This is a genomic window from Micromonospora sp. NPDC049051 (assembly GCF_043197575.1).
GTDB lineage: Bacteria > Actinomycetota > Actinomycetes > Mycobacteriales > Micromonosporaceae > Micromonospora.
Genome location: NZ_JBICTL010000001.1, coordinates 945,359 through 961,597, shown reverse-complemented (window position 1 = coordinate 961,597; position 16,239 = coordinate 945,359). Strand labels below are relative to the sequence as shown.

Annotated in this window: 15 protein-coding genes; 7 read left to right on the top strand and 8 right to left on the bottom strand. The window is 75.4% G+C overall.

All coding sequences use genetic code 11. The annotated features are described in order from the left end of the window. Genes ACGFIR_RS04605 through ACGFIR_RS04595 form a run of 3 tightly spaced genes read left to right on the top strand, consistent with a single transcriptional unit; the run spans position 1 to position 2,979 of the window. Positions 1–1,008: an alanine racemase gene (locus tag ACGFIR_RS04605; protein WP_393143211.1), complete on the top strand. Its 1,008-nt coding sequence runs from the start codon at positions 1–3 to the stop codon at positions 1,006–1,008. Further along, complete coding sequence (locus ACGFIR_RS04600; protein WP_393143210.1) at positions 1,005–2,252, top strand: MFS transporter; 1,248 nt, start codon at positions 1,005–1,007, stop codon at positions 2,250–2,252. Before ACGFIR_RS04605 ends, ACGFIR_RS04600 begins: the two co-directional genes overlap by 4 nt. Then, positions 2,236–2,979: a class I SAM-dependent DNA methyltransferase gene (locus tag ACGFIR_RS04595; RefSeq protein WP_393143208.1), complete on the top strand. Its 744-nt coding sequence runs from the start codon at positions 2,236–2,238 to the stop codon at positions 2,977–2,979. The genes ACGFIR_RS04600 and ACGFIR_RS04595 overlap by 17 nt, the downstream gene beginning before the upstream one ends. A 79-nt stretch (positions 2,980–3,058) precedes the next feature. Here ACGFIR_RS04595 and ACGFIR_RS04590 read toward each other — a convergent pair whose 3' ends face one another. From ACGFIR_RS04590 to ACGFIR_RS04575, 4 genes are all read right to left on the bottom strand, one after another. Next, entirely contained in the window at positions 3,059–4,441 is a 1,383-nt protein-coding gene (locus ACGFIR_RS04590; protein ID WP_393143206.1) for a hypothetical protein, read from the bottom strand. Continuing rightward, entirely contained in the window at positions 4,438–4,962 is a 525-nt protein-coding gene (locus ACGFIR_RS04585; protein ID WP_393143204.1) for a SigE family RNA polymerase sigma factor, read from the bottom strand. The genes ACGFIR_RS04590 and ACGFIR_RS04585 overlap by 4 nt, the downstream gene beginning before the upstream one ends. A gap of 54 nt (positions 4,963–5,016) precedes the next feature. Then, positions 5,017–7,212, bottom strand: coding sequence for an APC family permease (locus tag ACGFIR_RS04580; RefSeq protein ID WP_393143202.1), 2,196 nt, complete (start codon positions 7,210–7,212; stop codon positions 5,017–5,019). 274 nt (positions 7,213–7,486) lie between these two features. Beyond that, positions 7,487–8,458, bottom strand: a complete 972-nt coding sequence (locus tag ACGFIR_RS04575; RefSeq protein ID WP_393143200.1) for a DMT family transporter — start codon at positions 8,456–8,458, stop codon at positions 7,487–7,489. Between the two features lie 96 nt (positions 8,459–8,554). Between ACGFIR_RS04575 and ACGFIR_RS04570 the strand changes: the two genes are divergently transcribed. Continuing rightward, positions 8,555–9,301, top strand: coding sequence for an HAD family hydrolase (locus ACGFIR_RS04570; protein WP_393143198.1), 747 nt, complete (start codon positions 8,555–8,557; stop codon positions 9,299–9,301). A 165-nt stretch (positions 9,302–9,466) separates the two neighbouring features. On the opposite strand, the gene ACGFIR_RS04565 is transcribed toward ACGFIR_RS04570, so the two are convergent. Further along, positions 9,467–9,976 carry a hypothetical protein gene (locus ACGFIR_RS04565; protein WP_393000396.1) on the bottom strand — a complete coding sequence of 170 codons (510 nt, stop codon included), beginning with the start codon at positions 9,974–9,976 and terminating at the stop codon, positions 9,467–9,469. Positions 9,977–10,113: 137 nt separating this feature from the next. Beyond that, complete coding sequence (locus ACGFIR_RS04560) at positions 10,114–10,983, bottom strand: PhzF family phenazine biosynthesis protein (protein ID WP_393000398.1); 870 nt, start codon at positions 10,981–10,983, stop codon at positions 10,114–10,116. Between the two features lie 33 nt (positions 10,984–11,016). Between ACGFIR_RS04560 and ACGFIR_RS04555 the strand changes: the two genes are divergently transcribed. From ACGFIR_RS04555 to ACGFIR_RS04545, 3 genes are all read left to right on the top strand, one after another. Further along, the gene (locus tag ACGFIR_RS04555; RefSeq protein ID WP_393143196.1) at positions 11,017–12,303 is read left to right on the top strand and encodes a magnesium transporter MgtE N-terminal domain-containing protein; all 1,287 of its coding nucleotides are present in this window, start codon (positions 11,017–11,019) and stop codon (positions 12,301–12,303) included. After that, a complete protein-coding gene (locus ACGFIR_RS04550; RefSeq protein ID WP_393000402.1) occupies positions 12,296–12,925 on the top strand; it encodes a DUF1003 domain-containing protein in 630 nt (209 codons plus the stop codon). Before ACGFIR_RS04555 ends, ACGFIR_RS04550 begins: the two co-directional genes overlap by 8 nt. A gap of 124 nt (positions 12,926–13,049) precedes the next feature. Beyond that, positions 13,050–14,195 (top strand): Mrp/NBP35 family ATP-binding protein, encoded by a 1,146-nt coding sequence (locus tag ACGFIR_RS04545; RefSeq protein ID WP_393000404.1) that lies wholly within the window; start codon positions 13,050–13,052, stop codon positions 14,193–14,195. 190 nt (positions 14,196–14,385) lie between these two features. On the opposite strand, the gene ACGFIR_RS04540 is transcribed toward ACGFIR_RS04545, so the two are convergent. Both ACGFIR_RS04540 and ACGFIR_RS04535 read right to left on the bottom strand, forming a co-directional pair. After that, entirely contained in the window at positions 14,386–14,808 is a 423-nt protein-coding gene (locus ACGFIR_RS04540; RefSeq protein ID WP_393000406.1) for a preprotein translocase subunit TatB, read from the bottom strand. Between the two features lie 72 nt (positions 14,809–14,880). Then, entirely contained in the window at positions 14,881–16,227 is a 1,347-nt protein-coding gene (locus ACGFIR_RS04535) for a S1C family serine protease (RefSeq protein ID WP_393000408.1), read from the bottom strand. Between the last annotated feature and the right edge of the window lie 12 nt (positions 16,228–16,239).

The window sequence follows — 16,239 nt, the reverse complement described above, 5'->3', positions numbered from 1 at the left end:
GTGAGCGTCGACCTGGCCAGGCTGGACGCCAACATCGCGCGGTACGGCCGGCGGGTGGCCGAGGCCGGCGTCGCCCTGCGCGCGCACGTCAAGGGGCACCGGAGTCCCGAGATCGCCGCCCGGCAGGTCGCCGCCGGCGCCGTGGGCGTCGCGGTCCACTCGGCGGCCGAGGCCGAGGCCTACGTGGCGGTGGGCGTGACGGACGTGGCGGTGGCGTGGCCGTGGCGTGACGCGTGGCGGTGGACCAGGTTCGCCCAGCTCGCACGGCACTGCGCGGTGACGGTGCACGTGGACCACCCCGACGCGGTGACCGGGCTCGGCGCGGCGGCCGAGGCCCACGGCGTCGAACTCGGCGTACGGATCGAGGTCGACACCGGCCTGCACCGCGTCGGCGTCGAGCCCGACGCCGCCGTGGAGCTGGCCGCCACGGTCGTGCGGACCGGCGGGCTGCGGATGGCGGGCGTCACCGGGTACGTGGGGATCACCGACCCCGCCGCCGCGCGCGACCGGGTCGAGCTGGGCCGCAGCCAGGCGCGCCTGCTGGTGGCGGTCGCCGAGCGGATCCGCGCGGCCGGATCGCCCTGCCCGGCCGTGAGCGTGGGGGGCACCCCGACCCTCACCGGAGCACTGGACGTCGCCGGTGTGACGGAGGTCTGCGCCGGGGCGTACGCGCTGCTCGACGGCGGGTTCGCCCGGCTGGGCGAGTGCGACCCCGGGGCGGTCGCGATATCCGTCGCCACGACCGTCACCGGCACCGACGGGCAGGTGCTGCGCACCGACGCCGACGAACTGCTGGCGGGCGCCGACCAGACCTGGATGAGCGGCGTCGTGCTGACCGCGCCCGACGGCGGGCCGGTCGCCGTGGAGTCGGTGTCGGTGGGCGACGAGCTGCGGGTGCTGCCCGGGCACGTGTGCCCCGTGGTGGCCCGCCGGCCGCTGCTGCACGTGCTCGACTCCGGCGAGCCGGTGGCGCGGTGGCAGGCACTCGTCCGCCCGGACCGGGCGTGACCCACGCCGTCGCGTCCGTGGACCGCCCGGCGGATCCGCTGCGCGAGCGCCGGTTCCTCCTGTTCGCCACGGCCAGGACCATCTCCGTCTTCGGCAACGCGATGGGCCCGCTCGCGCTGACCTTCGCCGTGCTCGATCTTCCGGACGGGTCGCCCCCGGCGCTGTCGCTCGTGCTCGCCGCCATCTCGGTGCCCCGGATCGCGCTGATGCTGCTCGGCGGCGTCATCGGCGACCGGCTGCCGCGTCACCGCGTACTCGTGGCGGCGGAGCTGATGTGCGGCACGGCGTACGGCGCGATGACCGTCCTCGTCCTGACCGGACGGGCCAGCGTCGCCGCCCTCGCCGTCTGCGCGGCCGTCGCCGGCACCGCCTCCGCGCTGCTGCTGCCCTCGCTGAACGGGTTGACCGCCGAACTCGTCGCCCCGCAGGCACGGCAGCGCGGCAACGCCCTGCTGCGGCTCGGTACGAACACCGCCACGGTCGCGGGCTTCACCACGGGCGGCGCGCTGATCACCTGGCTGGGGCCGGGCTGGGCGCTGGCCCTCGACGCCACGACGTTCGCCGTCGCCGCCGCGCTCCTCGCCCGGCTGCGCCTCACCGGGACCGCCCGTACGGGCAGGCGGAACCTGCCGGCCGAGCTGCGCGACGGCTGGCGTGAGTTCGTGCGGCGCAGATGGCTGTGGCAGATCGTGCTCGCCGCAGCGGTGATCAACGCCGCCGTCGGGGTCACCTTCGGGCTCGCGGGGCCCCTGCACGCCAGGGCGCACCTGGGTGGCGCGGGCGCCTGGTCCGGCGTCCTGGCCGGGTACGCGGTCGGCATGTTCGCCGGCGTGCTGGTGGCGATGCGGATCAGGACGACCCGCCCCCTGCGTACGGCCGTACTCGCCGTGTCGCTGCTGGGGCTGCCGGCGTTGCTGCTCGGGTCCGGTGCCGCCCTGCCGTTCGTGATCGTCGCCGCCGTGCTGGCCGGGGTGGCCTTCGACGTCTTCGGGGTGCTGTGGGAGACGACCGTCCAGTCGGAGGTGCCGACGGAGGCGATGTCCCGCGTGAGCGCGTACGAGTGGCTGGGGGCGGTGGGGCTGGGCCCGCCGGTCATGATCGCCGCCGGTCTCGTCGTACCCGCGATCGGCGTACGGACGGCCCTGCTCGGCCTGGCCACGGTCATCTTCGTCGCCGCGCTCGTCCCGTTGGCGAGTTCCACCGTCCGGCACTACGAAAGGCAACCCGATGGCCGAGTACGTTGACGCCTTCGTCACGGCGTATGACCGCTTCTGGGCGCCCTACCCGAAGCGGATGGGTGAGGCGTGGCTGCGGCTGCACGCGCACGTCGCACCCGGATCCGAGCGCAGCCTGCTCGATGTGGGCTGCGGCACCGGCATCGTGGCCGCCCGGTTCGCCGCCGCCGGCTACCGGGTCGTCGGCGTCGACATCTCCGAGGCGATGATCGACCGCGCCCGGGAGCGGCTGGCCGGCACCGACGCGGTGCTCATCGCCGCGGACGCCGCGGACTTCGAGGTGCCGCGCCCCTGCGCGTTCGCGGTCTCCACGTACGACGTCCTCAACCACGTCGGCGACATCGACCGGGTGCGGGCCTACCTGCGCTGCGTGCACCGGGCGGTCGCGCCGGGCGGCTGGTTCGGCTTCGACATGTCGACGACGAGGGGACTCCTCGCCGACGTCCCCCCGGTCGCCCGGCAGGACGGCACCGTCTCGGTCGAGGTGGCCCGGGGCCCGCTCGACGGCGACCGCCGCCCGCTGCACGTCACCGGACAGCTGCGCACCGAGGACGGCCGGACGGCCCCCTTCACCACGACGATCACCAACACCGCCCACCCCGTCGCCGACGTGCTCTCCGCCCTGGCCGAGGCCGGCTGGGCGACGAGCCACGTGGCCGCCATCGACGACCTGCTCACCCCGGTCCCGGACCCGGAGGCGCTGCCCCGGGTCGCGGTGGTCGCCCGCCGCGACTGACGGACAGCGGGCCGAGCAGCCCGACGGCGGCGGGCCGGGCCGCCGTCCAGGCGGGCAGCGGGTGCGGCGACGTCCCCGGCTACGCCGCGCCCGCCGGGCCCGCCTTCGCCGCAGCCGAACGGTGTCGGAGTCGCACCAGCGCCACCACGCAGACGACCAGCAGCGCCACGCCGGCCAGGCCGAGGGCGACCAGCCAGGGCGGCGGCGGACCGAAGTCGGGATCACCTGACGTCCGTACCGCGCCGTCGACCGCGAGGTCGGCGGCGACCGAGAGTTCGGTGACGCCTTCCGGGGTGTGCAGCAGCACCTCCGGCACGGCGGCGCCCCGGCGCAGCAGCACCAACTGGACGGCTGCCGTGCCCGGCTCGTGGTAGGGCCCCCAGGCGCTGTCGTGCTCGTCCGGCCGGTCGACCGCGTCCGGGCCGGGCACGCCCACCAGCGCGACCGCCTCGTCCGCCGACCGCCAGCCGAGCACCTGCACGAAGGTGGCGGAACGCACCTCCGGGAAGGCGGCCCCGGTTGACGGCCCCGCCGGGACGGTCAGCTGCCAGCTACGCCGGTAGGTCGGCACCGGGCCCGGACAGGGCCCGCAGGTTGTCCGCGAGACCACCGCCACCGCTCCTCCGTCGGGCAGCCACCCGCCCGGTCCCGCCAGCCGCCCACCGCCCAGCGGCAGCTTCCGGTAGGGCTCGGCGGTGCCGTCGGCGCCCGCGTCGGCGACCCGGGTCAGCCACACCTCGTCGCGGACCTGGATGGCGAGGGTGCCCCCGTCCGGGGTGACCGCGGCCCGCCCCGGCGGCACCCAGGCCGTCCCGACCGGGACCCGGAGCACGTCGGCCCGGCGCTCCCGGTCGTACAGGCCGACGTACGGGGTGGCGTAGGTGTTCGGCGCGGTGAAGGTGTCGTCGGCCGCGTAGGCGAGCCGCTTCCCGTCGGGCGCGAAGGCCAACGGGTGGCCCCGCGCGCCGGAGCGGCGGTGTTCGCCGGTGGCCAGATCGAACAGCAGCCCGCCGGCCCAGACGTACCGGCCGTCCGGGGAGAGCAGCGCGTCGAACCCGGGGATGACGGGGCCGACGTCCAGCCGACGGTAGCGGTCGGTCCCGGCGGCCACCACGGTCATCCGGGCCTCGTTCCAGTCGCTGCGCACCGCCGGCCCGCTGAACAGCGCCGCCGCCGGGCCGGGCGGCGAGGCGTCCACGGGCGCGGTGAGCAGTCGCGGCGTGACCAGGCGGGACGGCAGGCCGGGGGCCTCGACGCGGGAGGTCGCGGGAGCCGGCAGGGTGACCGGGCGCAGCGCGTACCCGACGCCGAGGAGCAGCACCAGGACGGCGAGCGAGCCGGCCACGGCGGCCCGCCGACGCCGGTGCCGGCGCCGCGCGGTGTCGAAGAGATCCTCCGGTACGACGGCGGCCGGCACGCCGTCCGCCAGGCCCCGCAGCGCCGCGGCGAGTCGATCGGTCACCGGTGCACCTCCTGCGGGTCCCGGCCGACCATCTCGGCCAGCTCGGGGGCCAGGACGCGCAGCCGGCCGAGGGCGTGCCGCGTCTGGCTCTTGACCGTGCCGACCCGGCAGCCGAGCAGCTCGGCGGTGTCGGCCTCGGTGCGGTCCTCGTAGTAGCGCAGCACCAGTACGGCCCGCTGCCGGACGGTCAGCCGGGCCAACGCCGACCGCAGCGCCAGCCGCAGGTCGACGTCGTCGACCGGACCGGCCCGGTCGGGCAGGCTCGCGCCCAGCCGCTCGGGCGGCCGGGTCCGCCGCCACCGCCACCAGCTCGCCGCCTGCGTGTAGAGCACCCGACGCAGGTACGCCCCGGGATCGTCGAGCCGCTCCCAGCGCACGGCCACCCGGGCCAACGCCACCTGGACGAGGTCCTCGGCGTGGTGCCGGTCGCCGGTCAGCAGGTATGCGAACCGGGTCAGCCCTGCCGTCTCGGCGCGGACGAACTCGGCGAAGCCGGACCGGGCGCGGTCCTCACTCGTCAACGGATCGACCTCCTCACCCGGGCAGACGCCGGCGAGGGCCGTCGCGGAGGGAACCTATTCGCCCGGGTGCACCGGGAGACTGGTGACCACCACCCCCGGCAGCCGGCGCAGCGCCGTACGCAGCCGATGCTCGGTGCGGCTGTGCAGCAGTCGGTGCCAGCGGCTGCGCACCACCACCTCCGGCACGACGACGGTCAGCACCAGGTCGGCCCGGGAGGCGTGCAGCGCCTCCAGGTAGTGCGCGAGCGGCCCGATCACCGCCCGGTACGGGGACACGATCGTCTCCAACCGCAGGTGGTCACCCCACGCCCGCCACTGCTCCCGGAACCGGTCCGCCTCCGGCTCCTCCGGGGCGATGTGCACGGCCAGCGTCGGCTGCCCGAGCGAGGCCGCGTACGCCAGGGCCCGCAGCGAGGCCCGGTTCAGCCGGGCGACCGGCACCACCACGAGGTGGCGTACCTGCTCGGGCAGTTCCTCATCCTCGGCGGGCCCGACGGCCGGCGGCGGCGCCGGCACGACCGGCGGCCCGGGGGCCGGGCCCGGCGGCGGCGGATGCAGCGCCAGGGACCGGTGCAGCGTCCGGTAGTGCCGGTGGATGGCCCAGAAGAGCAGGACCAGCAGCGGTATGGCGACCACGACCACCCACGCGCCCTCGCTGAACTTGGTCACGGCCGCGGTGACCAGCACCAGGCCGGAGACCGCGCCGCCCACCGCGTTGACCGCGGCCCGGCGACGCCAACCGCGATCGCGCCGCCGTCGCCAGTGCACCACCATCCCCGCCTGAGACAGGGTGAACGCGAGGAACACCCCGACCGCGTAGAGCGGGATCAGCGCCTCGGTGTGGCCACGGAACGCCACGAAGATCGCCGCCGCCGCGGCGGTCAGCGCGACCAGTCCGTTGCTGAAGGCGAGCCGGTCACCCATGTGCAGGAACCGGCGCGGCGCGTGACCGTTGCCGGCCATGAAGAAGAGCAGCCGGGGGAAGCCGTTGAAGGCGGTGTTCGCCGCCAGCAGCAGGATCACCGCCGTGGCGGCCTGGATCAGCCCGTACCAGGGGCCGCTGGGGAAGGTGAACCGGGCGAGCTGGGAGAGCACCGACTGCCCGGCGGTGGGCACCACCCCGGACAGGTGGATCAACCCGACGAGCCCGGCGAAGAACAGCACCAGCATCCCGACCATCCAGGTCAGCGTGGTGCGCGCGTTGCGCCACTCGGGTGCCCGGAACGCGGGCACCGCGTTCGAGACCGCCTCGATGCCGGTCATCGAGACCGCGCCCGAGGAGAACGCGCGGAGCACCAGCAGCAGCCCCAGCCCCTCGACGGCCGGCACCGGCGGCGGGGCGACCGGGACGAAACCCCGCCCGGCCGCGCGGAACCAACCGACCGCGAGCAGCGCCAGCAGCGCGACCACGAAGGCGTACGTGGGCAGCACGAAGAGGTTGCCGGCGGTGCGTACGCCACGCAGGTTGCCGGCCAGCAGCACGCCGATCACGGCCAGTCCCAGGGGCACCGTCCAGCCGGCCAGCTCCGGGATCGCCGAGGTGACCGCCCGGACCCCGGCGGAGACCGACACCGCCACGGTCAGCACGTAGTCCGTCATCAGCCCCGCCGCCGCGGCCAGGCCGGCTCCCGCGCCCAGGTTGTCACCCGCCACGATGTACGACCCGGCCCCGTGCGGGTACGCGGCCACCGTCTGCCGGTACGAGAGGCCGACCGCGACCATGAGCAACGCCAGCCCGGCGGCCAGCGGCAGGGACAGTCCGAGCGCCCCGCTGCCGGCGAGCAGCAGCACGGCGAGCATCGCCTCCGGCCCGTACGCCACCGAGCTGAGCAGGTCGGAGGAGAGCACCGGCAGGGCGACCAGTTTGCGCATCCGCTCGTAGAGCACGGCGGCGCTGCTCAGCGGCGGCCCGAACAGCGCCCGCCGCAGCCGGGTGGCCGCCCGGCCGAGACGGGTGCCGGGCAGGTGGGCAGGCTCGGTGGCGACCAGCTCGTCCGGCTCCTCCACCCGGAACATCGCGATCGGAGCGAGCCGGCCGAACCGGGTCGGCGTGGGCGGGCCGCGATGACGGCGCAGCGTCGGGTCCACCGGCAGTGTGTCCGCGCCGGGTGGGCGCGCCCGGCGGGCGGCCCGCCACCGGTCGCCGATCCGGCGCAGCGCGCCCAGCTCGTCAGGGTCCAGCGGCGGGAACTCGGCCGACGGGGTGACCGCCGTGCTGTGCCCGCTCTCGCCGCCGTCCCGCTCCGCCATCCGCCTTCCCGCCGCCGCGTCTCCTTCCTCGCACTCTCACGGACGCCGCCGGTTCCGGCAGCCGGATCGGCCGTTCCCGCGCCAAAGAGTGGCCGCCGACCGGCTGAGCGCTCGTCCGGCGGGCCAGCCGGGCAGCGGGCCAGCCGGGCAGCGGACCAGCCGGGCAGCGGACCAGCCGGGCAGCGGGCCAGCCGGGCAGCGGGCCAGCCGGGCAGCGGGCCGGCGAGGTTCACAGGGGCAGCCGGGCGTCCGGCGGGGTCTGCCGGGCGGCGGGTCAGTCGGGGGGCGGGCCGGCGTCGGCGGGGACGGCGGTGGTGACCGGGCGGACGCGGCGGGCCGCGCGGGCGCCGCCGAGCACCACCACGGCGACGCCGGCCAGCAGCAGCCCCAGCCCGACCAGGGCGGTCACCCGGGACAGCTGTCCCAGCCAGGCCCAGCCGATCAGGGCCGCGCCCGGGGCCTCCAGCAGGGCCAGCACGCTGACCGTGGTCGCCGAGACCTTCTTCAGGGCGTAGTTGAACATCGAGTGCCCGAGCAGTTGGGCCCCGGCCACCAGGGCCAGCACCACGAGCCAGGTGCCGGTGTCGAAGCCGGTCAGCGGCACCCGGCCGACCAGGCAGACCACGAGCAGGATCAGCGCGCAGACCCCGTAGCAGACGGTGGTGTAGGTGGTCGTGCTGATCGTCGTACGGGCCCGCTCGCCGAGCGCGGTGTAGACCGCCGCGAACAGGCCGCCGGCCACCGCGAGCAGGTCGCCGGCGACGGCCCGGCCGGAGACGGCGAAGTCCGCCCCGGTCGCCACGCCCGCCCCCGCGACCGCCACCGTGATGCCGACCCAGACGACGCCCGGCAGCCGGCGGCCCTGGGCGCGGGCGATCAGCCCCTGCCAGACCGGTTGGGTGGCGCAGAGCGCGGTGGCCGCGGCGACCGAGGTGAGTTTGGTGCTCGGCATCCAGGTGGCGAAGTGTGCGGCCAGCGCGACCCCCGACAGCACGCAGTAGACGCCCTCGCGCCGGCCGGCGCCGACCGTCAGCGACCGGAACTCGGCGCGTCGCCGGGCCGCCGAGAACGGCCCGAGCACGGCGACCGAGAGCAGGTTGCGCCAGAACGCGACGGCCAGCGCCGGCGCCGCCGCGACGGCCACCAGCGGCGCGGACGACGAGACGGCGACGACGGCCAGGACGACCGCCCCGGTGGTCGCCGGATCGAACGGTGGACGGTGCGCTGCGGGGGACACGGGGAGCAATCCTCACACGCCACGGGTCACCACGGACCGTCAGCACTCCGTTACGATCATGCCTGTCCGCGCCGGCGATTCCCTACCGCCCGGAGGCGCTCCTCCATGCCCACCTACCAGGCGGTCCTGTTCGACTTCTTCGGCACGCTGACCTGCTCCGTCCAGCGGGGCGCGGCCCACCGGTCGACCGCCGAACTGCTCGGCTGCGCGCCGCGCACGCTCGTCGACGTACTCGACCGCACGTTCTACGAGCGGGCCTGCGGACGATTCGGCAACGCCGAGGCCACCCTGCGCTGGGTCTGCGAGCAGGCCGGCCTGCACCCCTCCGACGACGCCGTCCGCTCGGCGGTCGCCTCCCGCCACCGGGCCATCCGTGCCGACACCCGGCTGCGGGACGAGGCGGTGCCCACGCTCGCCGCGCTGCGCGGTCTCGGCCTGCGTACGGGGGTGATCAGCGACTGCACGCACGAGCTGCCGGCGTTCCTGCCGCAGTTGCCGATCGCCCCGCTGCTCGACGTGCACGTCTTCTCCGTACAGGTGGGGCGCTGCAAGCCCGACCCGGCGCTCTACCAGGCGGCGTGCCGGCGGCTCGACCTGGCGCCGGCGGACTGCCTCTACGTCGGCGACGGCGGCAGCCAGGAGCTGACCGGGGCGGAGCGGGCCGGGATGACGGCCGTACGGCTGGCCGCGCCGGACCTGGCCGGCCACATGGTGTTCAACGCCGACGAGACCTGGATCGGGCCGGTGCTGCGCTCGCTCGACGAAGTGGTCGACCTCGTCGGGCGGGTGCCGGGGCGGGCGGACGAACCCGTTGCCGCGGTCGCACCCGTACCGGCCGGCTGCGTCTCCTGAGCCCGTGGTCACCGGCGCCGACGACCGGCGCGGCAGGTCACGCCGGACAGCGGCAGGTCACGCCGGACAACGGCAGGTCACGCCGGACAACGGCGGGTCGCGCCGGACAGCGGCAGGTCACGCCGGACAGCGGCGGGCCGCCTCCGCCGTCAGCGGGTGGGCTGCTCAGCGGCGGCGGACCCGGTGCAGGCGGAACGGCTTGCGGATCGCCCGGACCGCCGGCGTCTCGCGGGGCACCTCGGCCAGCGAGTCCGCGGGCAGCCCGGTGCCGGAGACCGGCTCGCCGGCCGGGGCCAGCCGGTTCACCGCGCAGCCGTCGGCCGCCCAGCGCTCCACCAGCTCCGCCGTGGGCCCGGGCGCGTTCAGCCGCTTCGCCGCCACGAGCGGCGCGACGGTCTCCCAGTGCTCGGTGCCGGGCGTCAGGCGGCTCACCCGCGCCGGCCAGGTGACGATCCGCCCGCCGTGGTCGCCGCGCAGGGTGACCTGCGCCTCGGTCGCGTCGGCCAGACCGGGGGCGGACTGCTCCCCGGGACCGCTGACCACGAAGAGCGCCCCCTCCAGGGGCAGGCACCACAGCGCGAGCGCCGGCCCGCCGGGCACGCTCACCCAGGCCACGGCGGCCTTCTTCATCGCCTCGTCGACCAGCGGCGTGCTGGTCCGCTCCGCGTCGGTCATCCCGGCATCCTCCCGCATCCGCCCCCGTCCCGTCAGCGCCACCCGGGCTCCGGCCGCGCGCCGAGCCCGGACGCGATCGGGGCGTACGCCACGGGCACGACGCCGGACGATCCGGTCGGCGGTACGGATCGCGCGGCTCAGCCGACGAACGGCGGGACCATGATCTCGCCCCGGGCCACCGGCATGACGTGGCCGGCCACGGTGGCGCCCACGGCCTGGCCGTCCTCGGCGGTCACCGTGCAGGCCAGCACCGACGGGCGGTTGATCTCGATGCCCTGGTGGACGGTGTACTCCGCGCGCCCGTCGGCGGGCAGCAGCCCGCTGGCGACCAGCCACACCCCGAGGCCCAGCGCGGCCGAACCGGTGGCCGGATCCTCCGGCACGCCCAACCCGGGAACGAAGACCCGGGCGTGCGCGGTTTGCGAGGCGGCGTCCCAGGAGAAGACGCTGACATGCTCAACTCCGTACCGTTGCGCCGCCGCCGCGTTGACCCGTGCGCGAGCCACCGCGTCCGGGCGGACCGGGAGGTACGGGAACTCGAGCCCGCAGCCGGCCACCCGGGGCGCCGGGCCGACGTGGTCGTCCGCGTCCAGGCCGGCCATCTCCAGCAGCGGTTCCGGGTCCAGCTCGGGGCCGAGGGTGGGTGTGCCGCCGGTGAGCGTGGCCCCCGTCGCGGTCACCTCGATCGGCAGCACGCCCGCGCCGCACTCCTGGGTGACCTGCCCCGCACCGAACATGCCACGGCGGCTGGCGGTCACCGCCGCGCCGACGCTGGGATGCCCGGCGAAGGGCAGTTCCTCGGCCGGGGTGAAGATGCGGGCCCGGTAGGTGACGCCGACCTGGGTGGACGGAAGCACGAACACCGTCTCGGAGAGGTTGAACTCACACGCGAGCGCCTGCATCTGCTCGGTGGCCAGTGCTTCGGCACCGAACACGACTGCCAGCGGGTTACCGGCGAACGGGCGGTCGGTGAAGACGTCCACGATCTCGTAGGCCAAGGTCGACATGTTGATAAACACTAGGCGCTTAGGCTGGTGCCCGTGAGCACGCCGACCCGGATCTACATCGCCCGGCTCGCCGGGGTCGCCGTCTTCGACCCCAACGGCGACCAGGTGGGCCGGATCCGCGACGCGGTGGCCCGGCTGCGGCCGACGCAGCGCCCGCCGGAGGTGGTCGGACTGGTCGCCGAGATGCCGATGCGGCGGCGCATCTTCCTCTCCATCAACCGGATCACCTCCATCGACGCCGAAGCCGTCGTGCTCGGCAGCGGCACCCTCAACCTGCGGCGCTTCGAGAAGCGACCGAACGAGCTGCTCGTACTCCAGGAGCTGCTGGACCGCCGGGTGCGGCTCGACCCCGGCGGGCAGGCGGGTTCCGTGGTCGACGTGGCGATGGAGCGCAGCCGGGGCGGGGAGTGGTCGCTGGCCCGGGTGGCCGTACGCGAGCAGACCGGCCGGCTGACCCGCCGGGGCCACCTGCACGAGGTCGAGTGGGAGCGGGTGGGCGGGCTCAGCGGTGCTGGCGACAGCCGGGGCACGGCCAACCTGCTCTCGGTGCTGGAGGACATGCGCCCCGCCGACCTCGCCAACGCCCTCCAGGACCTCCCCGACGCCCGGCGCAACGAGATCGCCGCCGCGCTGGACGACGAGCGCCTGGCCGACGTGCTCAGCGAGTTGCCGGAGCGCGACCAGGTGGAGATCCTCGCCGCGCTGGACCGGCAGCGGGCCGCCGACGTGCTGGAGGAGATGGACCCGGACGACGCCGCCGACCTGCTCAGCGAGCTGCCGCCGCCCGAGCAGGACGTGCTGCTCGACCTCATGCAGCCGGACGAGGCCGACCCGGTGCGTCAGCTGCTCAAGTACACGCCGGGGACGGCGGGCAGCGTGATGACCTCCGAGCCGGTCATCCTGCCGCCGGACGCCACCGTCGCCGAGGCCCTGGCCCGGATCCGGGAACCGCAGCTCTCCCCCGCGATCGCCGCGCAGGTCTTCGTGTCCCGGGCGCCGATGACCACGCCGACCGGCCGCTACCTCGGCATGGTGCACTTCCAGCGGCTGCTCCGCGAGCCGCCGGCCGACCTGCTCGGCGGCATCGTGGTCAACGACATCGACCCGCTGCGGCCGACCACCCCGCTGCCGGAGATCACCCGCCGGATGGCCACGTACGACCTGGTCGCCATGCCGGTGATTGACCGCAACAACCGGCTGGTCGGTGCGGTGACGGTCGACGACGTGCTGGACCACCTCCTGCCGCGGGACTGGCGGGACCGGGACGCCGCCGGCCGGTCGTCCGCCGCCGAGACGACGCTGGACGACGCCGATGAGTGAGCAGCGACGGGCGCCGCGCCTCGACCAGCCGCGCGAGCCCCGGGGCGTCAAGCTGCCCCGGTTCGACCCGGAGGCCTTCGGCCGATGGTCCGAGGGGATCGCCCGGGGGATGGGCACCGCGAACTTCATCGTCTACATGACGATCGTGATCGCGCTCTGGTTCGGCTGGAACACGCTGGCCCCGGCGGACCTGCGCTTCGACCCGTACACCTTCACGTTCCTGACCCTGGTGCTCTCCCTCCAGGCCAGCTACGCGGCCCCGCTGATCCTGCTCGCGCAGAACCGGCAGGCCGACCGGGACCGGGTCTCCCTGGAGGAGGACCGCCGGCGGGCGACCATGCAGAAGGCCGACACGGAGTACCTGACCCGGGAGATCGCCGCGCTGCGCAACGCGATGGGCGAGGTGGCGACGCGGGACTTCCTCCGTTCGGAGCTGGCCCGGCTGGCCGAGGAACTGGACGAGGCGGGCCGGCGCCGGCAGCGGCTGGAGCGCCGGCAGCAGGAGCGGGTCCCGCAGTACGGCGACGGGCTGGACGAACCCCGCGACGACCTGGACGGGGACCTGGCGGAGGGCGGCCGGGCGGAGGGCCGGGAGCCGAGGGGCCGGGAGTCCGAGCGCTGACGGGACGGCACGAACCGCCGACCCGGCAGCACCGCCGGAGGGGGCCCAGCCGTCACCATCGATTCGCTCACACCGGTCCCCGCTGGCGACGGTCGGGCCGGGCCGCCGACGTAGCATTGCGGGCATGTCAGCACCCGTCAGCACCGTCTCCGACGCGATCCAGGCCGCGCTGGCCACCGTCAACGACCCGGAGATCCGCCGGCCCATCACCGAGCTGGGCATGGTCCGCTCCGCCGAGATCGGCGACGACGGCGTCGTACGGGTCGAGCTGCTGCTCACCGTCGCCGGCTGCCCGCTGAAGGACAAGCTGCGCTCGGACATCACCGCCGCGGTCGGCGCGGTGCCCGGCGTGACCGGCGTCACGATCGAGTTCGGCGTGATGAGCCCCGAGCAGCGCCAGGAACTCCAGTCGAAGCTGCGCGGTGGCGGCGGCCAGGAGCCGGTCATCCCGTTCGCCCAGCCGGGCTCGCGCACCCGCGTGTACGCGGTCGCCAGCGGCAAGGGCGGCGTCGGCAAGTCCAGCGTGACGGTCAACCTGGCCGCCGCGCTGGCCGCCCGCGGGCTCTCCGTCGGCGTGGTCGACGCGGACATCTACGGCCACTCGGTGCCCCGGATGCTCGGCGCGGACGGCCGCCCGACCCGCGTCGAAGACATGATCATGCCGCCGCAGTCGCACGGCGTGAAGGTCATCTCGATCGGCATGTTCACCGCCGGCAACGCCGCCGTGGTGTGGCGCGGCCCGATGCTGCACCGCGCGTTGCAGCAGTTCCTCGCCGACGTCTACTGGGGCGAGCTGGACGTGCTCCTGCTCGACCTGCCCCCGGGCACCGGCGACGTGGCCATCTCCCTGGCCCAGCTGCTGCCCAACTCCGAGATCCTGATCGTGACGACCCCGCAGGCCGCCGCCGCCGAGGTGGCGGAACGGGCCGGCGCGATCGCGCTGCAGACCCACCAGCGGGTGGTCGGCGTCATCGAGAACATGTCCTGGCTGGAGCTGCCCGACGGCTCCCGGATGGAGGTCTTCGGCGCGGGCGGCGGTCAGACGGTCGCCGAGTCGCTGACGAAGACCATCGGCGCGCAGGTGCCGCTGCTCGGGCAGGTCCCCCTCGACACCCGCGTACGCGAGGCCGGCGACGTGGGCACCCCGATCGTGCTGGCCGAGCCGGATTCGCCGGCCGCCAAGGCGCTGGGCCAGGTCGCCGACCGGCTCGCCCTGCGGCGGGAGTCGCTGCTCGGCAAGCCGCTGGGCCTCAAGCCGGCCGGCCGCTGACCGTACGCCGGCCGACCGGCCGGCACTGTCGCCACCCGCACGGGGGCGGCGTTCCCCCGCGGAGCGCCGCCCCCGTCGCCGTCTCCGGCAACGGGTCAGCCAGCGCGTAGCGGCGTACGCCGCCGTCGGAGGCGCAGGCGTCGACCGCGTCGGCGACGATCCCGGTCAGCGGCGTGCACGGCGGACGGGGTCAGGTCGCGTCGTCGTAGCTCACGCGGGGGGCGGGGGCCGGGGCGGAACCGGTGGCGGTGGCCGGGCGAGCGTTCCCCGCGCGCAGGTCGGCGGCGGAGGCCACGTCCTTCAGCTCGTTGTGCACCCCGGTGACGTCCGCCCGCAGGTTGTCGTAGACGCCCTGGAGGGGCTTCCGGATCGCCTGCTCGTCCTCCTCGCTGAGCAGGTGCTTGCGGATGAACGCCTTCGGGTGCAGATCCTCCAGCTGGATGTCGGTGCCCAGCTCACGGCTCAGGTCGGTGGTGGCGTTGCTGGCCATCGCGCGCAGGTTGCGCACCATGCGCAGGCCGTCGCTGATCACCGTGGGCAGCCGGTCACCGAAGATCAGCAGCGCCAGGAGCAGCAGCGCACCGATCTCCCACCAGTTCAGGTTCTCGAACACTGCGCGGGCCTCCTTCGGCTTCAGCAGCAAGACTACGCATGCGGGGCACCGCCCGGGAGGGGGTGAGCGGGCCTACTTGGCGTCAGCGGCCAGGGTCACCGAGGCGTTCTGCCGGTTGGCGCCCCGGCGGTACTCCACGGTCACCACGGCGCCGGGCGCGTACTTGCGGACCAGGGCGATGAGGTCGGTCGGTTCGGTCATCGGCCGGCCGTCGAGCTTCAGGATCACGTCACCGGCCTTCAGCCCCGCGCCGGCCGCCGGCCCGGACGGCTCCACGGCCGCCAGGCGTACGCCGGCTCCCCCGGTGCCCGCGCCGGCCCCGCCGACCTGGGCCCCGATCACCGTGCGCCGGGCCTTGCCCGTGCCGATGATGTCCTGGGTGATCCGCTTGGCCTGGTTGATGGGAATGGCGAAGGCGAGGCCGATGTTTCCGGCCTCCTGCCCGTCCGAGACCAGGGACTTGATGGTCGAGTTGACGCCGATCACCCGGCCCGCGCCGTCGACCAACGGGCCGCCCGAGTTGCCGTGGTTGACCGCCGCGTCGGTCTGGATCGCGGCGTAGTAGCGCGTGGGGCCGCCGGGCTCGCCGGCCCGCATCGTCCGGTCCAGGGCGCTGACGATGCCGGCCGTGACGGTGTTGGCCAGCGACAGCGGCGAGCCCATCGCCAGCACCGGGTCACCCACGGCCAGCGCGTCGGAGTCACCGAACTCGACCGGGCGCAGGCCCGAGCGGGAGACCTTGATCACGGCGATGTCGGACTCCGGGTCCTTGCCGACGACGGTCGCCGGGGCCGAGCTGCCGTCGTTGAAGACCACCGACGCCTTGCCGCCGGTCGCCCCCGCCACCACGTGGTCGTTGGTGATCACGTGCCCGTCGGCGCTGGCGATGAAGCCCGAACCCTCGCTCGTGCCGCCGAGGCCCGCCACCCGGACGGTCACCACGCTGGGCAGCACCCGCTCGGCGACTCCGGCCAGCGACTCGGGCCTGCGCTGGGCCAGGCCGGGCGCCTGCGGATCCGCGCCGAGCACCGTGCCGGCCACGGCGCCGCCGCGTACCGCGAAGGCGTAGCCGAGGGCGCCGCCCAGGCTGCCGGCGAGCAGCGCGGTGATCAACGGGATGAGCAGCAACTGCCGCAGCGTCGGCCGGCCCGGGGCGTCGGGATCGCTGACCGGCTCCGGCTCGGTGCCGGGGCCCGGCGCGGCCGGCAGCACCACGGCCGCCGGCGCGGACGGGTCGCGCCACGGGTCGGCCAGCGCGTCGGACCACCAGGGCGAAGTCGGGCCACCCCCGGCGCCCTGAGGCGTCGGCGGCGGGCCCACCGGCGGATGTCCGGGCAGCGGCGGTCGTGCCGGTGCCGGAGTTCCCCCGGGCTGGCGCCAGTCCCAGCCGTCGGTCACGTCGGTGCCCTCCCAGTCCATCCCCGGGTCCCG